13 protein-coding genes are annotated in these 18,469 nt (G+C 62.0%); 8 read left to right on the plus strand and 5 right to left on the minus strand.

The genetic code is table 11. From position 1 onward, the window contains the following. Positions 1-379: 379 nt before the first annotated feature. The 5 genes from ACFPN2_RS19150 to ACFPN2_RS19170 all read left to right on the plus strand — a co-directional run bounded on the left by ACFPN2_RS19150 (position 380) and on the right by ACFPN2_RS19170 (position 7,320). A complete protein-coding gene (locus tag ACFPN2_RS19150) occupies positions 380-1,603 on the plus strand; it encodes a hypothetical protein (protein ID WP_380599367.1) in 1,224 nt (407 codons plus the stop codon). Positions 1,604-1,617: 14 nt separating this feature from the next. Beyond that, complete coding sequence (locus ACFPN2_RS19155) at positions 1,618-4,182, plus strand: LamG domain-containing protein (RefSeq protein ID WP_380599369.1); 2,565 nt, start codon at positions 1,618-1,620, stop codon at positions 4,180-4,182. 12 nt (positions 4,183-4,194) lie between these two features. Beyond that, on the plus strand, positions 4,195-5,766 hold the full coding sequence (locus ACFPN2_RS19160) for a hypothetical protein (protein ID WP_380599371.1): 1,572 nt from the start codon (positions 4,195-4,197) through the stop codon (positions 5,764-5,766). A gap of 169 nt (positions 5,767-5,935) precedes the next feature. Continuing rightward, positions 5,936-6,508 carry a Uma2 family endonuclease gene (locus ACFPN2_RS19165; protein WP_380599373.1) on the plus strand — a complete coding sequence of 191 codons (573 nt, stop codon included), beginning with the start codon at positions 5,936-5,938 and terminating at the stop codon, positions 6,506-6,508. Positions 6,509-6,723: 215 nt separating this feature from the next. Beyond that, on the plus strand, positions 6,724-7,320 hold the full coding sequence (locus tag ACFPN2_RS19170) for a Uma2 family endonuclease (protein ID WP_380599374.1): 597 nt from the start codon (positions 6,724-6,726) through the stop codon (positions 7,318-7,320). On the opposite strand, the gene ACFPN2_RS19175 is transcribed toward ACFPN2_RS19170, so the two are convergent. After that, positions 7,305-9,398, minus strand: coding sequence for a TonB-dependent receptor (locus ACFPN2_RS19175; RefSeq protein WP_380599376.1), 2,094 nt, complete (start codon positions 9,396-9,398; stop codon positions 7,305-7,307). The two genes, ACFPN2_RS19170 and ACFPN2_RS19175, sit on opposite strands and share 16 nt — an antisense overlap. Positions 9,399-9,425: 27 nt before the next feature. Continuing rightward, the gene (locus tag ACFPN2_RS19180; protein ID WP_380599378.1) at positions 9,426-11,402 is read right to left on the minus strand and encodes a pyrroloquinoline quinone-dependent dehydrogenase; all 1,977 of its coding nucleotides are present in this window, start codon (positions 11,400-11,402) and stop codon (positions 9,426-9,428) included. A gap of 57 nt (positions 11,403-11,459) precedes the next feature. Between ACFPN2_RS19180 and ACFPN2_RS19185 the strand changes: the two genes are divergently transcribed. Then, positions 11,460-13,718: a patatin-like phospholipase family protein gene (locus ACFPN2_RS19185; RefSeq protein WP_380599380.1), complete on the plus strand. Its 2,259-nt coding sequence runs from the start codon at positions 11,460-11,462 to the stop codon at positions 13,716-13,718. Between the two features lie 9 nt (positions 13,719-13,727). On the opposite strand, the gene ACFPN2_RS19190 is transcribed toward ACFPN2_RS19185, so the two are convergent. Next, the gene (locus ACFPN2_RS19190) at positions 13,728-13,970 is read right to left on the minus strand and encodes a hypothetical protein (protein WP_129776803.1); all 243 of its coding nucleotides are present in this window, start codon (positions 13,968-13,970) and stop codon (positions 13,728-13,730) included. Between the two features lie 526 nt (positions 13,971-14,496). Between ACFPN2_RS19190 and ACFPN2_RS19195 the strand changes: the two genes are divergently transcribed. Continuing rightward, positions 14,497-15,444, plus strand: a complete 948-nt coding sequence (locus ACFPN2_RS19195; protein WP_380599383.1) for a helix-turn-helix domain-containing protein — start codon at positions 14,497-14,499, stop codon at positions 15,442-15,444. 61 nt (positions 15,445-15,505) lie between these two features. On the opposite strand, the gene ACFPN2_RS19200 is transcribed toward ACFPN2_RS19195, so the two are convergent. Next, a complete protein-coding gene (locus ACFPN2_RS19200; RefSeq protein ID WP_380599385.1) occupies positions 15,506-16,516 on the minus strand; it encodes an NADP-dependent oxidoreductase in 1,011 nt (336 codons plus the stop codon). A 203-nt stretch (positions 16,517-16,719) separates the two neighbouring features. Between ACFPN2_RS19200 and ACFPN2_RS19205 the strand changes: the two genes are divergently transcribed. Beyond that, the gene (locus ACFPN2_RS19205; protein WP_380599387.1) at positions 16,720-17,265 is read left to right on the plus strand and encodes a Rid family hydrolase; all 546 of its coding nucleotides are present in this window, start codon (positions 16,720-16,722) and stop codon (positions 17,263-17,265) included. Here ACFPN2_RS19205 and ACFPN2_RS19210 read toward each other — a convergent pair. Next, entirely contained in the window at positions 17,225-18,433 is a 1,209-nt protein-coding gene (locus tag ACFPN2_RS19210; protein ID WP_380599389.1) for a serine hydrolase domain-containing protein, read from the minus strand. The two genes, ACFPN2_RS19205 and ACFPN2_RS19210, sit on opposite strands and share 41 nt — an antisense overlap. Positions 18,434-18,469: the final 36 nt, after the last annotated feature.

Below are 18,469 nucleotides of genomic sequence, written 5' to 3' on the forward strand. Positions count from 1 at the left end.
GACGCGACATATTTCGCGATCCGTTAAGCGAGTCACAAGCGGACGCGATATTCCCTGAATCCACGCCGTGCCCCGCCGGGCTTCGGAGCATTGCGTGAAGCGCCTCACATTCCGGTCGCACCCGCGTCGCTTCAATGACGCCCGACCCAAGCTTCGAATGCGCATCGTGGCGGCGAGACTACACGCGCGCGTGAGGCAATCGACACTGTCTCTTGGGCGCGACGTATGGCGATTGAGACAGTTAACCGGCTGAAAAACCGCCCGTATAGTCGGCCGCAATGTCGGGGTACAACCGACTTTGTATCGATACCGCGGGTGGCCCTTAAGAGTTTGCCGGAGTCTGCCGAGAGTAGATCGTCTGGCTGTGGGAAAGAGCTGCATGAGCAACATGAAACGAACGAATGGAACGTCGCCGCTCGCGAAAGCAGCCGCGCTCGGAGTGGCAGTGCTCGCTTTTGCATCCGGGCAACAGGCCGACGCCACTCCGCTCGGGCGCAAGCAGGCCCTGCGCATGTACGAACGGCTCACGGGTACACCGCCGTCGGCGACGCTGCTGCTCACGCTTGAAGGCATGGTCGGCAATAGCTCGCAGGCGGAGCTCGAGGCGACCGCCGCGTTCATCATGGATCCGGACCAGGGTCACTCGAAGAATTTCTACTCGGTCACGTTGAAGAACTTCGCCACGCCCTGGACCAATCGCGATCAATCGATCTTCGCGCCGCTCAACGACTACACCGCGACGGTCATCGGTCTGGTGAAAGAAGACGCCGACTTCCGCACGGTGCTGTTCGACGACGTGGTGTTCATCGGCAGCGGCTCCGGCATCCCGGCGTATTCCCCGACGAGCAACGCGCATTACGAGGCGCTGGAAAGTAACAGCGTCGATCTGCGCACTCTGACGCGCACCACCCAGTCGTCGCTGAACGGTCTGCCGCCGGCCGCGACCGCGGGCGTCATCACGTCGCGCGCGGCTTCCGAGGCTTTCTTCATCGACGGTACCAACCGCGCGATGTTTCGTTTCACGCTGATGAATCACATGTGCCGCGACATGGAGCAGATCCACGATACGTCGCGTCCGCCGGACCGGATCCGTCAGGACGTGTCGCGCAGCCCCGGCGGCGACAGCAGCGTGTTCAACAACAACTGCATCGGCTGTCACTCGGTCATGGACTCGATGGCGCAGGCATTCGCGTACTACGACTTCGACGAGACCTTGGGCCGCCTGGTGTACACGCCCGGTCAGGTGCAGCCGAAGTACCTGATCAATTCGGACAACTTCAAGCCCGGTTACGTCACTCCCGACGACGGCTGGGAAAACCGCATGCGCCTGGACGGCAAGAACGACATCGGCGTGCTGGGCTGGGACGAGAACCGGCCGAATCACGGCAACGGCGCCAAGAGCCTGGGGCAGGAGTTCGCGTATAGCAACGCGTTCGCGGAGTGCCAGACGGAAAAGGTGTTCCGCAAGGTGTGCTTCCGCGGGCCGACCGATGCCGAGCTCGGCCCTGGCGGCGCCTTCCAGACCATCTCCACCACGTTCAAGAGTGCTGGCAGCCTTCGAGGCGTATTCGCCCAGGTCGCTGCGCAGTGTGCTGGCCAGTGAGGCGCAGTGATCCCATGAGCATCAACAGCAAAAAACACATGCGCGCTCACAATCTCAGCATCGGTACCAGACTGGCCCGGTTCGCGGCCGTGGCCGCGCTCGGCGCTTTGGCGCTGGCAGGTTGTAGCGGCGGCTCGACCACGGAACAAAACCCAGTGCCGGACCGGCCCACCGCGGGCGCGGACTATGTGGGCCCAGGTGCCGCGAATGATGACATTCAGGCATTTCGTAACGAGTTCTGGACCAACATCCGCGGCGCCGATCGCTGTGGTGGCTGCCACAACGCCACGGGTCAATCGCCTTCGTTCGCTCGCTCGGACGATGTGAACCAGGCGTATCAACAAGCGACCGGCATCGTGAATCGCGAGAATCCTTCGCTGTCGACGCTGGTCGCCAAAGTTGCCGGCGGCCACAACTGCTGGCGCGGCGATCCGTCCGCGTGCGCGAGCGACCTCACTCGCTGGATCACTGCGTGGGTCGGCGCCACCGGCACCGGCGGCAAACAGATCACGTTGCTCGAGCCCGAGCCGGTCAATCCTGGCGCGGGCAAGCGGCTCGAGGCAACTCCGCCGTCCGGAATGGGTTGGCCCGCCGTCTATGCATTGCTCAACCAGCATTGCTCCGGTTGTCATCAGAGCAACTCGGCGACGCAACAGTCGCCCTTCTTCGCCGCGGACGATATCAACGAGGCGTATCTCGCAGCGATCCCGAAGATCAATGTGAACACTCCGGAACAGTCGCGATTCGTGGTGCGCCTGGGCCAGGAAAATCACAACTGCTGGACGGCCAGCTGCACCACGGACGCGCAGGTCATGCTCCAGGCCATTCGCCAGATGGCGGCCGATATCCCTGCTCCTGTCCCGCCAGCGGGTGCGCTCAGCAAGGCGCTGAAGTTGTATGACGGCACTGTCGCGAGCGGCGGTAACCGCTACGAAGCGAACATGATCGCGTTATATGAATTCAAGACCGGCAGCGGCAACATTGCGTACGACACCAGCGGCGTCGCCCCCGCGGCCGATCTGGAACTCTCGGTTCCCGGCGTGGAGTGGGTCGGCGGTTGGGGCATCAACATCCGCAGCGGCCGCGCCAAAACTTTCGGCGCGCCGAGCCGTAAATTCCACGATCTCATCAAGGCAACGGGCGAGTACTCCATCGAAGCGTGGGTCACGCCTGGCAACGTGACGCAGGAAGACGCGCGTATCATCAGCTACTCCGGCAGCACGACCGTGCGTAACTTCACGATGGGTCAGAACTTGTACAATTACGAGTTCGCCGCGCGCAGCTCCGAGACCGATGCCAACGGCATGCCGAAGCTGATCACCGATGACGACGCGGAACGTTTGCAGGCCTCGTTACAGCACGTCGTCATGACGTTCGATCCGATCAACGGCCGTCGCATCTATGTCAACGGCGAATACACCGGCGACCTCGACAGCGCGGGCGGCGGCACGCTGGAAGCCTGGGACAATACGTTTGCTCTCTACATGGGCAACGAGGCCAGCGGCGATCGCCAGTGGCAGGGCGTGCTGCGCCTGGTGGCTGTCTATAACCGCGCCTTGAACCTGCAGCAGATCAAGCAGAATTTCGAAGCCGGCGTCGGCCAGAAGTTCTTCCTGCTGTTCGGTGTCTCGGAGCTGGTCAACATGCCGAAGGCCTACATCATGTTCGAGGCCACGCAGTACGACAGCTACGGTTATCTGTTCACCAATCCGAAGTTCATCAGCCTGGATGGCACCGCCATGCCTGGCAGCATTCCGCTCAAGAGCATGCGTATCGGCGTGAACGGCGCCGAAGCGCCGGTGGGCCAGGCCTATCGGCTGATCGATACGACCATCAACGATCAGTTGTACTCGGCCGCGACCGGGCAGCTGATCTCCTCGGTGGGCACGATCATTCCTTCGGAGCAGGGACCGGATTTCGATCAGTTCTTCCTGTGCTTCGACCGCATCGGCACGCGCACCGACGAGGCGTGCACCAGGTACGCCGTGGGCATCAAGCCGGACATGGTCGGTAGCACGGGGGTATCGGACATCGGCGTGAAGTTGTTCGACGCCATCAACGCGACCATGTCGTCGATCACGGGCGTGCCGGAGAACAACGCCAAGGTGAAAGCCACGTACGCCAACGTGCGTCAGTCGCTGCCGGCGGTGAACGACATCGGCGGTTATTTGTCCTCGCACCAGACCTCGCTGGCGCAGCTGGCCCTGCAGTACTGCAACGTGTTGATGGATACGCCGGATCTGCGCACGAGTTTCTTTACGGGTGCCACCGTCGACTTCGGCCAGCCGCTGACGACGAACAACGTACTCAATACGAACGGCCAGAATGTCGTGAACCAGCTGTTCACCAAAATCGTCGGTAGCGCGGACTCGCAGCCGAACAATACCGAGTTTGTCAGCGACGTGCGCCCTCTGATCGAGTCGCTCTGTGACTCCGACTTGCCGCTGAACGTGCCTGCCGACCAGAAGAATCTGGCGTGCGGCACGGTCAATCAGAGAACCGGCGTCAATCGCACGGTTGAAGTTATCAAGGCTGCGTGTGGTGCCGCGCTCGGCAGCGCCGCGACCCTGGTTCAGTAAGAGGCAATTTGCATGTTTATCATCAAATCACAACGGAAGCGTGCCCTCGGTCTGAACGAGCCGCTGAAGCATGGTTCGCACAAGAAGCCGGTGACCCGTCGCGATTTCCTCGCGCAGGGATTCACGACCGGTGCCGCCACGGTGGTGGTGCCTGCCGCGATGAGCATGATGGCGTCGCGTCGCGCCTCGGCCGCGGCCACCGACCAGGAAAAGGAGGACTGCGGCATCGTCGGCGGTAACGGCAAGATCCCGTTCATCTGCTTCGATCTCGCCGGTGGCGCGAATATCGCCGGCTCGAACGTGCTGGTGGGTCAACAGGGGGGCCAGATGGATTTTCTGAGCACCCAGGGTTATTCGAAGCTGGGCCTGCCCGGCAACATGCTGCCGAACAACTCCACGACCAACTTCGTCAACACCGAGTTCGGCCTGGCGTTCCATTCCGACAGCGCGTTCCTGCGCGGCATGCTCGAGAAGTGCTCGCCGACCACCCGTGCCTTCGTAAACGGTGCCGTGATCGCCGCGCGTTCCGAGAACGACACGGGCAACAATCCTCACAATCCGATGTACGGCATCGCCAAGGCGGGTCCGTCGGGTCAAGGCGCCAAGGGCGAGCTGCTGACGTTGATCGGCTCGCAGAACTCCGAATCCGGCGGTAACTCCATGGCGCCCGCCGCCATGATCGATCCCGCCAATCGCCCGACCAAGATCGATCGTGTCAGCGACGTGACGGGTCTGGTCGATACCGGCGAAGTCGCGACTATTCTCAGCGCGACCGACACGGTGCAGACGCTCGAAGCCATGTACTACCTCACCGGTAAGAAGATGGCGCGTGTCGACACTCGCCTCGGTACTACCAACGATCCGATCGTGAAGAATCGGTTTCAGTGCACCTACCTCAAGACCGCCGATACGGTTCAGACCTTCAGCAATCCGGCCACGCTCAATCCGACGCGCGACACGCGCATCACAGGTTTGTTCGGTGAGGACTTCGGCGGCGACGGCGAATTCCAGAAGACCGCTTCGGTGATGAAGCTGGTCGTCCCGGGCATCGCTGGCGCGGGCACGATCAGCATGGGCGGCTTCGACTATCACACTGGCGATCGCGCCACGGGCGAAGCTCGTGACTTGCGCGCCGGTCGTTGTATCGGCGCGTGCTTGGAGTATGCGGCGTTGTCCAGCCGACCGCTGATGATCTATGTGTTCAGCGACGGCTCGCTGTCTTCGAACGGCATGGTCGACGATTCTGTCGGCGGCCGAGGCAAGGGCCAGTGGACCGGCGACAATCAGCAGACCGCTGCGTCGTTCTTCCTCGTCTACAACCCGCAGGGTCGCCCGCGACTGATCGGCGAAGGCACCCCCGCGGCCGCGCGCCATCAGCAGATCGGCTACTACAGCGCTGGCGGCGACGTTGTCACGAGCAGCAGCCCGGCCGCGAACAACGTCAACTTGCTGGTGCAGACGGTGATCTTGAATTACATGGCGCTGCACGGCGAGCAAGGCAACTTCACCGGCCTGTTCGGCAATGCGCTGGGCCCCATCGACGGCCTGATCGCTTTCGAGCAGATCGTCAGCGGTAGGATCTGATTTTTTCGCGCTGTCGATTCTCAGGCCCGGCTCCCGCCGGGCCTTTTTATTTGCGCGGGCCCTAGCACATTCTTCCAGCTGTGCGGCTTGCATTTTCGGTTTCTTCGCCGAAATATCGCCCCTGAGCGGCTGCTCACAGCCCGGTACTTTCTCCATCGAGGACCAACCCATGAATGCCATGACCGACAGCGGGGTGATGAAACATCGACTCACCGTCGATGAGTATTACCGCATGGCTGAAGTGGGCTTGCTCGCGCCGGACGCGCGAGTGGAACTGATCGATGGAGAGATCGTTGACATGCCGCCCATGGGAAGCCGACACGGCGGAACCGGAGATTTGCTGATTCATCGCTTTACGAAAGCTGTTGGCGATGCGGCAATCGTTTCTTCGCAGCGAACCTTGGTTCTCGATCAGTACAACGCGCCAGAGCCCGACCTGATGTTGTTGCGCCCGCGTGCTGATTTCTATCGTCGGTCGCATCCGACGCCTGAAGAAATATTATTGGTGATCGAGGTCAGCGATAGCACGTGGCGTTACGACCGCGAAGTCAAAGCGCCCTTGTATGCGCGGCACGGCATTTCCGATTTCTGGATCGTCAATCTCCGCAAGAAAGAACTCCACTGCTTCCGCGATCCGCGTGGCGGCGAGTTTGCCGAGGTCGTGACTATTACCGATCCAGACGCTGTTCCCGTGAAGTCAGTTGGCGAAGTCTCCGTCGATTTGACCGGCTTGTTCGACTAGAACGTTCGCACGGTTTGCGCAGTGAATTCTCAGGCCCGGCTCCGCCGGGCCTTTTTATTTGCGCGCGTTTTCCGCGCACGCGGATGCGCGGAAATGCCGCGGAACGAAAAATCCCTCCTACACCTTTCCGGGCCGAATAGTTGTTGATTTTCTGGGCGAATCGCCAACACTAATATCGATTCACGCCGTGGTGATGCTGATAAGGTCTCTCCAACATGGCTACCAACCCAGTTAGCGACAACAGGCACAGCCCGTACCGGTTTTCGGTCGAGCAGTACTACCGCATGGCCGAAGTCGGTGTGATCGCGCCGGATGCGCGAACCGAGCTGATCGAAGGAGAGATTTGCGATATGCCCCCGATAGGATGTCGGCACGCGGCCACGGTCTCATGGTTGCATCGGCAGTTGGTGAAGGCGGTCGGCGAGCGGGCCGTGGTGTTCGAACAGTCGCCGCTACGGCTGAGTCGTCACAGTGAGCCTCAGCCCGATCTGATGTTGCTTCGTCCGCGTCGCGATCGTTACAGCGAGGCCCACCCGACCGCACGCGATACGCTGCTGGTCATCGAGGTGAGCGACAGCACCTGGCTGTACGATCGGGAAGTCAAAATGCCGCTCTATGCCGCTTACGGCGTACGTGAAGCGTGGCTGATCGATGTCGGCGTAAAGACGCTGAACTGCTTCGGCGCTCCGCATGGCGGAGCGTTCGTGGAGCAAACGTTGGTGCAACCGCCCGGGCCGTTAGTCGTGCCGTCGCTGGATATCCGTATCGACCTGACGCGCCTGTTCAACTTCGGCGACTATTCCATCTCGTAACGCACTTCGACGAACAGCGTGCGGCCGCGGCCCGGGAAGTAACGATAGTTGCCGAAGGCGAAGTCGGCGCGATCGGCGTAGGCGCGGTCGGTGACATTGTTGAGGCGAAGAATGGTCCGCCAGTTGTCGGTGGCTTGCCAGCTGACGCGCAGATTCAACAAGTCGTGACCGGGGTATTCGTTGGCATTGGCGGCGTCGACAAAGTACTTGCCGACCGCCACCCATTCCAATTCCGCGGTCGCCGACGGCACGAAATTCCAGTTCAGGCGAGCGGTGTTGATGTGACGAGGCGCGGTGTCGATGTCGCGGCCGGCGACGATGGTCTCGCCTTGTTCGATCACCCGATTGAAATCGTAAGTGTGCTTCGCATACGTGCCGGCAAGGGTCAGCGACACCGTATCGAGCGCCGCCCACGAGAACTCATATTCCACGCCTTCGTGCTTGGTGCGCCCGTCGCTGACGTTGAAGCCGTTCGAGTCGCGGAAGATCACGTTGTCTTTGTCCATCGTGAACGCGGCCAGTGAATAGTTGAGTGGCCCGAAGAAGCCGCGAGCGCCGAGCTCGATGCTATCCAGACGTTCTGAATCGAGATCCGCGACCGATTGCTGACGCTGCAATCGATACAGCTCGCTGGTGTCGGGCGCGCGATAACCGCGAGTGGCAGTGAGATACAACGTGTGATCGTCAGTGATCTCGTAGCTGAGCCCCAGCTTCGCCGTGACATTGTTGAAGTCGTCGCTGCGGTCCGCGGGGCGGTTGAACAAGCAGCCGCCCGGACAGGTCGCGCCGTTCTCGGCGGTGTTGCCGTCGATCATGCGGTTGTCGTACTCGTAATCGACGTACTCGTAGCGCACGCCGCCCGTGGCTCGCCAGCGTTCGGCGAACGGTTGTTCGACTTGACCGTAAATGGCGGCGACGCGACTGTCGACCCGATAGTCGTAATGTTTGCCGGCGGGGCGAATGGCATTCGCGGCGGGTGCGCCGTCCGTTGCCGGCCCGGCCTGTGTTTCTTTCAGGAAGCCTTGCGCGAACTCGATATCGACGCCGGTGAGAAAACGCGTGTTGTTGAACGCGGTGAAATCGAGCGCCGTCAGCACGCCGACCGATTCCTGGCCGTTCTCCTCGAGCGGTTTGCCGATGAGGAAGTGCTGCAGGAAATCCATGCGTGAGTAACGAGCATAGGGGCGCACGGCGAGCTGCATGTTCTCGCTGAGCGGTTGCTCATATCGGCCGGTCAGCCGCACGGCGTACGCATCGCGATACGCTTCCGGATTGGGATTCGATTTTGCGATGGCTTCGTTGCGATAGGCATTGAAGCCTTGAATGAAGCCCGCGGTTTCCTGATTCAAGTTGGTGGCTGCGAGATCGAGCCCCATCTGCGCGTCGCCGCGCCGATGCGTGAGCCCGACATTCAACTTCTGTTCTTCGAGGCCCGAGCTGTCACGCCAGCCGCCATCGTGAGAAGCAACGACGACCCCGCCGACATCGGTCGCATCGCTCTTGTGACTCAAGCCGAGTTTGCCGCGGTAATACTCATCCGGACCGCCTTCGAGCGCGATACTCCGCGCCGGCATTTCACCCGGTTGCGCCGAAATCACATTGATCGCACCGTGCATCGCGCCCGAGCCGTAAATCACACCGGCCGGTCCGCGCAGCACTTCGATCGAGCTGGCCTGCTCGCTGTTGACCTCGAACAACTCGTTGACGTTACAGAAGCCGGTGGGGCGGATGGGCACGCTGTTCTCGAGAAACAAAAACGTGCCGCACGAGCCGGGGCCGCTGAGCACCGGCGAGCGGATCGCGGTCAGACTTTCCTCGCCGCTGTTCCGCTGAATCATCGTGCCCGGGGCACGATTCATGATTTCGCTGTGATGAGTCGAGCCGACGACGGTAACGTCATCGCCCTTCACGAGCGAGATGCTGCCGGCGAAGTCACGCAACTGTTCGGCTTCGCGGGTGCCGGTGACGACGACTTCTTCCACCCGGCCGTTGGTGCCGCGCTCGGCAGCCTGCACGGTGGTGATGAAAAGTGCCGTGCAACCGAGCAGGGCAGTGGAACCGAAGCGCGAAGCACGCATGATGATGAACCTGTACGTTTTAAGTCGTCAGCGCGCCGGAGGCAATGCGAAGGCGATGACGTAGTCGCCCTGCTTGGTTTTCAGCTTGCCATGTCCGCCGGCGGCAATCACTACATATTGGCGCCCGCCAAGCTCGTAGCTCATGGGGGTTGCCTGGCCGCCCGCGGGTAGACGGCCTTTCCACAGCTCCCGGCCCGTCTGGATATCGAAGGCGCGCAGGTAATTGTCGGTGGCCGCGCCGATAAAGACCAGTCCGCCCGCCGTTACCATTGGCCCCCCCATATTCGGCATGCCGATGGTCCGCGACGGCACGAACCAGGGCGTGCGGTCGCGGGTCGAGCCGAGCACCACTTGCCAGAGAATGGCATTGCGCCGCAGATCGACGGCCGCCAGTGACCCCCAGGGCGGAGCCGTGCATGGCAGTCCGAGCGGCGACGCCAGCATTTCACGACGCACTCCGTAGGGCGTGCCGGCTTGCTCGGCGAAGTCAGAGTCGGGATAACTCCCGGAGTCGCGCATGGGTTTCAGCTGGTCGCGCGGTACGAGCGTCGCGACCATCGGCACATGATTGACGGCGGCCAGGATGAGCTGGCGCTCATGATCGAACGCGAGGCTGCCCCAGTTCACGCCGCCGACAAAGCTGGGCGAAAGAATGGTTCCTTGCAGGCTGGGCGGCGTGAACAAGCCTTCCGAGCGATATTTGCTGATGAGGTCGCGACACTTGGCGCGATCGATCACTGTCAGGCCCCACGCATCCTGCGGAGTCACCGCGGCGTGCGAGACCAAGGTGGGAGTCGCAGGAAACGGCTGCGTCGGCGATGCGAGTTCACCGGGCACATTCGAAATGGGCACGGGGCGCTCGACGATCTCGAACACGGGCTCGCCGGTCTCGCGATCGAAGACGAACAACATGCCGGTCTTGGTGGCCTGCACGACCGCGGGAATGGATTTGCCGTCGCGGTCGAAGTCGATGAGCATGGGCTGCGCGGCGAGATCGTAGTCCCACAGGTCGTGATGAATGAGCTGTCGATGCCAGACCAGCTCGCCCGTCTCGGCGCGCAACGCCACCAGCGAGTTCGCGAAGTTGTTCAAGCCGGGACGCTCGCCACCGAAAAAATCGGGGCTGGCCGAGCCGGTCGGCACGAAGATCAAGCCGCGACCCGCATCGACCGACAGCATCGACCACGCATTCGCGCCACCGGTGCGTCGAGCGGACTCCTCCGTCCAGCCGCGCGTCGTCGCTTCTGTGCTCGTGTTGGGAATCGGGTCCCATGACCAGCGCTGTACGCCAGTGCGAGCATCGAAGGCGCGCACGATGCCTCGTTCCAGCTCGACCCCTCGATTGTCACCAATCGCCGAGCCCGTGATGATCAGGTCGCGATACACGGCCGGCGGCGAGGTGACTAAATATTGACCTCGCTCGGTCGGTCTCGCGCCGGCAGCGAGATCGACACTGCCGTTACTGCCGAAATCCATACACGGTCCGCCGTCGCGAGCGTCGAGCGCGATCAATCTCGCATCCAACGTGCCGATGAAAATGCGCTGGGCACAGCGTGTGGTCGGGTCGGCCGACTCATCGGTCCACCACGAAACACCGCGGGACGTCGCTTCCGAATAGCTCAAATGGCGCGGCGTCTTAGGATCGTGCCGCCAGCGAAACTTGCCGGTGGCGGCGTCGAGTGCGATCACGATGTCGGTCGGCGTGCTCAGATAGAGCGTGTCGTCGACCAGAATCGGCGTCGCTTCGAACGACAACTTGTCGGCGCGTAAGAAACCGACGCCGAGCTCGCCGGTGCGATAGGTCCAGGCGATTTCCAGCTGATCGACGTTGTCGGAGGTGATTTGCCGTGAGGCTGCGTGACGAGTGCCGCCGGCATCGCCGCCGTAGGCTTGCCATTGAGCGTCGTCATCGTTGAGCCGCCGATGCGGAGGCGCGGCCGCCGCCTGAGCGGCGATCAGGGCGATCCATAGCAGCGTGGCCGACCGGCGACAGGCGAATGTCATGTAAAAAGCCTAGCGACCAAGGTTCGGCGTCACAAGCTCTGTCTTATAATTTCGACGATGAAGGCCCACCCCGCATGCCGCGCGCGACGTTTCCCGGCGTCGTTGTTTGCGATGTTCGTCGCGCTGGTCGTCGGCGCGTCGTCGATCTCACCCGTGCTGGCCGAAACCGCTGAGCAGGCACGACCGCGTGTCGGTCTAGTGCTAAGTGGCGGGGGCGCGCGGGGCGCGGCCCACGTCGGTGTGCTCAAAGTGCTCGACGAATTGCGCATTCCCATCGACGCCATCGCCGGTACCAGCATGGGCGCGGTGGTCGGCGGTTTGTATGCGTCGGGCATGCCGGTCGCGGATATCGAAAAGCTGCTGCGCTCGGTGAATTGGGAAGATGCGTTCAAGGACCGTCCGCCGCGCGAGGAGCTCGGGTACCGCCGCAAGCAGGACGATCGCGAATTCCTGGTGCGTTATGCGCTCGGTGTGACCGACAAAGGTTTCGTCTTGCCGCGCGGCCTGGTCCAAGGCCAGAAGCTGGAGCAGGTGTTGCGAAGCGCGTCGCTGCCGGTCGCGGCCGTTCAGCATTTCGATCGCCTGCCCATTCCGTTTCGCGCGGTGGCCACGGATCTGGAAACCGGCGAAGCGGTCATCATGGATTCGGGCGATCTGGTCACGGCGATGCGCGCCAGCATGTCGGCACCGGGTGTGTTTGCGCCGGTTGAGCGCGACGGCAAGTTGCTGGTCGACGGCGGGCTCACGGAAAACCTGCCGGTCGCGATTGCTCGCGCGATGAAGGTCGACGTGCTGATCGTCGTCGATGTGAGTTTTCCTTTGTACGCCAGCGAGGAATTGACCTCGCCCATCGAGGTTACCAACCAGGCCTTCGCGATTTTGATTCGTGGGCGCACGCGCGAGCAGCGCGCGTTGCTCGGGCCGAATGACATCGTGATCGAGCCGCCGCTGGGTCGGTTCGCTTCGGCGGAGTTTGCGCGTGTGCGCGAGGCATTGCGCGCCGGCGAGATTGGAGCGCGGGAACAGACGGCAGCATTACAGAAGCTCGCGCTGAGCCCGGATGACTATGTGACTTATCTGGCCACCCGCAATCCGCGCGATGCCAGCCTGCCGACCATTCAATTCGTGCGCGCCGATCCGCGCTCGATGGAATACGACGCGCTGGTGAAGGCGACCATGAGCAATCTGGTCGGCAAGGCCATGGATGCCGATCAGGTGCGCAGCCGATTGTCGTCGCTGTATGCGCTCGATCGCTTCGAGTCCATCGACTACAACTTGATCGAAGAGGACGGGCGCGCCGGGCTCGAGCTGGACTTGAAGCGCAAGAGCTGGGGGCCGAATTACGTGCGCTTCGGCTTGAACCTGGAAGACAACTTCGAGGGCACCAGCCGCTACAACGCGGCCATGCGTTTCATTGCCACCGAGCTCAATCCGCTCGGCGCCGAATGGCTCACCGACATTCAGATCGGCGATAACCCCAAGCTGTTCACCGAGCTGTATCAACCGCTGTCGCTGGCGAGCCGCTACTTCATCGCGCCCAGCATCGATTTCGAAGAGCGCAGCGTTTTCCAACTCGGTGAGGATCGAAAAGATCTGCTCGCGGAGTACCGCGTGCGGACCTTACAAGGCGGCCTGGACGTCGGTCGTGAGATATCGAACTGGGGCGAAGTGCGCTTCGGCATGCGACGGGGCACCGGGCGGTCGCGGGTGCTGATTGGCGACCCGACGCTGCCCGTCGCCGAGTTCGATCGCGGCGGCTATTTCGCGCGCTTCTCGTACGATCGACTCGACAGCATTTTCTTCCCGCGCCATGGCCAGCAGTTCGAATTCCAGTGGCGGGGTGAGCGCGAGAGCATCGGCTCGGAAGAGAATTTGAATGCGTTCGAGACTTCGTGGCTGGTGGCGCGCTCGTTCGATCGGCACACCCTGATTTTCTGGCTGGAGGGCGGGACGACCGCCGACGCGCAGCTGGCGCGACCGGAAAACTTTTACTCGCTGGGCGGCTTCCTGAATCTGTCCGGTCTGCCGCCGGGCTATCTGGCCGGGCCGCACTATGGGATCGGGCGACTCATTTATCAGCGTCGCGTGGGGCGCGGTGGCGCCGGAGTGCTCAACTTTCCGGCGTACGCAGGTCTGTCATTTGAGGCCGGCAACACCTGGCTCGACAGCGCGGACGCCAGTTTCGGGGACTTGCGGAAGAACTTCAGTGTGTTCTTCGGCGTGGACTCGCCGCTCGGGCCCGTCTATCTCGCGACGGGCTACGACGCCGAGGAACATCAGAAGGCGTTCTATCTGTTCCTCGGGCGTACGTTCTAAAACCCTGAGTTAACGGTCGACCTTCTCGAATTCCAGGGTCGGGCGGTCGCCCGGGCGGAAATATACATAACGGCCGCTCATTTCCTTGAGCATGCGGTCGCGCTCGTCGCGCGTGGCGTACCAGTGCTCGCGCGTCCAATCGCCGCCGACCAGATTCTTGAAGGGGTCGGTGGAGCGCAATTTGACTCGGATACCGAACTGGCAGTCGCGCGGCACGGGGCGCGCGAGGTTGTGCTCGTGTGCGATGGGCATGGGGCGTTGAGACGGAGTCTAGGATTTGGACAAGTTCTAAGCGGGCGCGATTTTACCCGGAGCGCCCTATCCCCGACCAGCCGCAATGATCACGACCGCGCCGTGAATTCTTTTTAATCACCGTGTCTCCCCGGCGGTGGTCCACTCGTCTTTAGGCTGGAGGCCGGGTGAATGCGCCAACTTCGTGGCGTACCTGCAACTTTTAGTAGCGATGGTTATCAACTCATCCTGCGATCCGAGAGCCGATCATGCGCGACCTTGTCTCATGCATTGCGTAATTCATCCCCGGCCTGACTGAAGTTAGGGGACCACTGCAACCTTTCGCCGCATGCCGCAATCAGATCATCGTAAAGCGCTTGTAGCCGGCGCCAAACGGCGCGGAAATGGTAGGAACTCAGCCGATTTCCAGGATGTGTCAGCTTTTAGGGTGGAGTCTGCCGCGTACGTCGCGAGGGCGGGGGCGAATTCCAGTGAGGCCGGTGTTGCGGCCGGTGTTGACTGCTAAGCAACGGGGAGGGGTAACGGGATGATTCTCCGTCGAACCCATGAGATGGTGAGTGGTGATCTGAGTGCGGCGTTGGCGCGACAGCCCAGCTCCGAAAATACCGTGGTGAGCCTGCACACGCAGGTCGCCGATTACACGTTGGATGGTGAACGCTTCGCGCTGCTAAGCGCATGGGGCGGGCGACAGGAAGTCACGCTGGACAACCGGCGCATCGCAGTCGATGACGACACCTGGTTGCCGATCCCCGCCGGTCCGGCCACGGTCCGGATTCGTGGCGCCGAGCCAGTGAATGTGTTGACCGTACTGTTCCGCCGAGGCATGCCCGAAGAAGTGCTCGGCTCCATGCTGACCGCCGACGATCGGCTGCTGGATGAGGGTGAAGTGCAGGCGTCCGCGACGCTGCCTTTCATTCCCCACCTGCAGACACACGATCGTGGTGTCACGCCGGTGCTGCTGTTCATTCGTCGTCATTGCGAGATGGGCTTGAACGATCCGCTGTGGTTCGAGGAACAGTTCGCGTTCCTGCTCGAGCGCATGCTGTCCCGACATCGGGACGTGTTGCAGCGGGCCCGGGGCGTGCCGGTGCGTCGCGCGGCCACGCGTCGTGAGATTCTGCGCCGGGTGTCGCTGGCGACCGATTTCATTCATTCCAACTTCGACAAGCCGTTGATGCTGGGTGACATGGCCAAGGCTGCGTTCCTGTCACGCCATCACTTCCTGCGGCTGTTCAAGCACATCCACGACGTGACGCCGCACGAGTACTTGCAGCGTAAGCGCACGACGGTGGCTGGACGGCTGTTGCGTGGAAGCGAGATGGCGGTGGAAGACATCGTGAAGGTGGTCGGCTTCGACTCCCGCTCGACGTTGTTCCGCGCGCTGCGACGTTTCCATGGCGTGACGCCGCGTGAATGCCGTCGCGCTGCCGACTCGCTGACCTTCATGGGTGGCATGGGGGCGGCGGCCGCGTGATTCCGACTGTTTGAAGCTCCAGCAGGAATTCCTGCTGGAGCTTTTTTCTTTTGGGCGTCTGTTAGTTGAGCACTCGCACGACGATCTTGCCGCGCGCCCGCCCGGTCTCGCTCAACTCCAGCGCCTTGGCTGCCTGCTCCAGCGGAAACACGGCTTCCACGTACATCTTCAGCGCGCCACTGTCGAACAGCTGACCGAGCTTTGTTAGTTCTTCGCCCGGCTGTTCACTCGTCGCCGTGCTCGGCGTGGGGCAGCGGAGTTTACGTTCGCTGCATGCTTGCGCCGGCGGCATGCCGACGATGGTTAGTAACGTGCCGCCTTCGCGTAGCACGGCGGGCGATCGTTGCAATGTTTCTCCACCGACGGTGTCGAGCACGACGTCCATGTTCTTCGCCACGTCTTCGAAACGAGTGGTGCGGTAGTCGATGACTTCGTCGGCACCGATCGATTTCAAATAGGCGTGATTGCTTTGCGAGGCGGTGGCGATCACATGGGCGCCACGCCAGTGAGCGAGTTGCACGGCAGTGCTGCCGACGCCACCGGCGCCGCCGTGAATCAGAACGCGCTGACCTTTCTTGATGTCGCCGTTGGTGATGAGCGTGCGCCAGGCGGCGAGCGATGCTGTCGGAATGCCGGCGGCTTCCTCGAATGTGAGTTTATTCGGCTTGCGTGCGACGTTCTCCGCTGGCGCAATCACATACTCCGCCAACGTGCCGCCGCTCGTCACGGCGACGACGCTGTCGCCGACCTTCCAATCGGTCACGCCCGGACCCATCGCGTCGATGGTTCCTGCCACATCGCGGCCCGGGATGTATGGCAGCGTCACGCCATAGTTTCGTTGCAGCTTGCCGGTGCGAATCTTCCAATCGATTGGATTGACGGCCGCGGCGTGAGTGCGGATACGAACTTCGCCGCTCGCTGGCGTGGGGACGGCCACTTCGCCGACCTTCATGACTTCCGGTCCTCCGTAGCCAGTCATCAGGAGCGCACGCATCCGGGCGGGCCCGGTTTCGGCGGAGCTGAGTGAGGTGAGCGCGAATACAAACAAACTAAGCACAATGGGCAGTTGCATGATGAGGCTGGTTTCCTGTAGGCGAGGGGTGCGGCTCTTTGTAACGATTCAGAGGGCTCCTCTCCGACTGCAGATCGAATCGAGTTACGCCTGAGGCTGAGACGAAACGTTAGCCCGGCGCGACGAGCGCCCCAATGAATGTCATAGCATGCCGGTCCATTGCAGGCCGATATCTCACATTTTCAATCGAGAGGAGAGCTTCCATGTTCCGAGCCGCCGTCGCAATGGCTTTGTTTGTCGCCAGTGCTGCCCATGCTGCCGAGGCCCAGTGGCCTGTCGTGATCCCGGCGCCCAATGGCGCAGTCGTCCTGTCGTCGGCCGTCGAGAAGGCGGGTTACGATGAGTATCGTTACTCGGCGGTTCGTCGCGTCGACAACATGCTCTATTTATCTGGCGTGGTCATGGGGCCGCGCGAGAAGGAAGGTACCGATGTCGCTGCGTTCAAAGCGCAGGTTCGTCGTGGCTTCGAGCGAATCAAGACGAACCTTGCAGCGGCCGGCGCCAGCTTCGCCGATGTGGTCATGGTCAACAGCTTCCACGTCTGGGACAGCCCCAACTTCACCGGCACGCGCGATCAGCATTGGGACGCGTTCTATGAAGTCGCCGCTGACTACGTCAAAGCGCCGTACCCCGCGTGGACGGCGGTCGGCACCAATGGTTTGTTAGCACCGCGCGGCCTGGTGGAAGTGCAGATGGTCGCGCGTCTGCCTACTCCAGCGCCGAATACGCCTGCGTCCAGAAATCAGTAAACACTCTGGGCGGCTCGGGCGAGTCCATCAGGCGCTGAGTCAGCAGGATGCCAATCAACCCTTCGGCCGGGTCCACCCAGGCGGACGTCCCGGTGCCGCCATCCCAGCCGAAGCGTCCCGGTGTCTGATAGATCTCTTCGCGATGGATGTTGACGCCCATTCCCAGACCCCAGCTCGAATGGCTGCCGAAGAACAGTTCGGCACCTTCTCGCTGTGGCGGTGTGAGTTGGTCTGACGTCATCAACTCGACGCTGGCGCGCGATAGGACTTGCTCGCGACCGAAGCGGCCTTTGTTGAGCATCATTCGAGTGAAAGCGAAGAAATCATCGATCGTCGAGACCAGCCCGCCGGCGCCGGATTCGAACGGTGGCGGCGGCGCCCATGAGCTCTCGGGGCCGGCGGGATCGTAGACGTCCAGTTTGTTTGTCGCGTGATTGAATGTGTAACTGGTCGGCATGCGATGGAATTCGCTGGCCGGCACGTTGAACGCCGTGTCTTTCATGCCAAGCGGCTCGAAGATGCGTTCGCGCAGGAATGTGCCGAACGGTTTTCCCGAGACCCGTTCAACCAGAATGCCGAGCACGTCGCCGCTAGTGTTGTACAACCATTTCTCGCCGGGCTGCGCCATCAGTGGCAACGAGCCGAGGCGTTGGATCCATTCATTCGTGGTCGGCGCTTTCGCCGGATGTGGCGGGCCGTCGCCCCCGAGTCGATATTCCCGGATGTGCTTCTGAATGGGGTAGGTGTCCGGCATGGCCATCACGCTGCCGAAGCCCATCCGATACGACAGCACGTCGCGAACGGTGATGGCCCGGCGCGCGGGCACGGTGTCGTCGAGTTGGGATGCGATCGATTTCAACACGCGCCGGTTCGCCAGTTCCGGTATCCACGGCTCGATCGAATCGTCCAGGCGCAGCTTGCACTCTTCAATCAGGATCATGACAGCGACCGCGGCCACCGGCTTCGTGATCGACGCGATTCGGAAAATCGCGTCTCGCGGCATGCGCTCGTTACGGTCGGCGTGCAGGTTGCCGAGCACTTCCACGTGAACGTCGTCGTGGCGACTGACCAGCGCTACCATTCCTGGCATCTGGCCGCGCTCGATGTGCCCGGACAGCACCTGATGCATGCGGTCGAGTCCCGATTTGACAAGGCCTTTTTGCGTCATGAATCCCTCTCGCTGGTGCGCTTCTGAGTCAAGGAC

Source organism: Steroidobacter flavus (assembly GCF_042651805.1).
GTDB classification, from domain to species: Bacteria; Pseudomonadota; Gammaproteobacteria; order Steroidobacterales; family Steroidobacteraceae; genus Steroidobacter; species Steroidobacter flavus.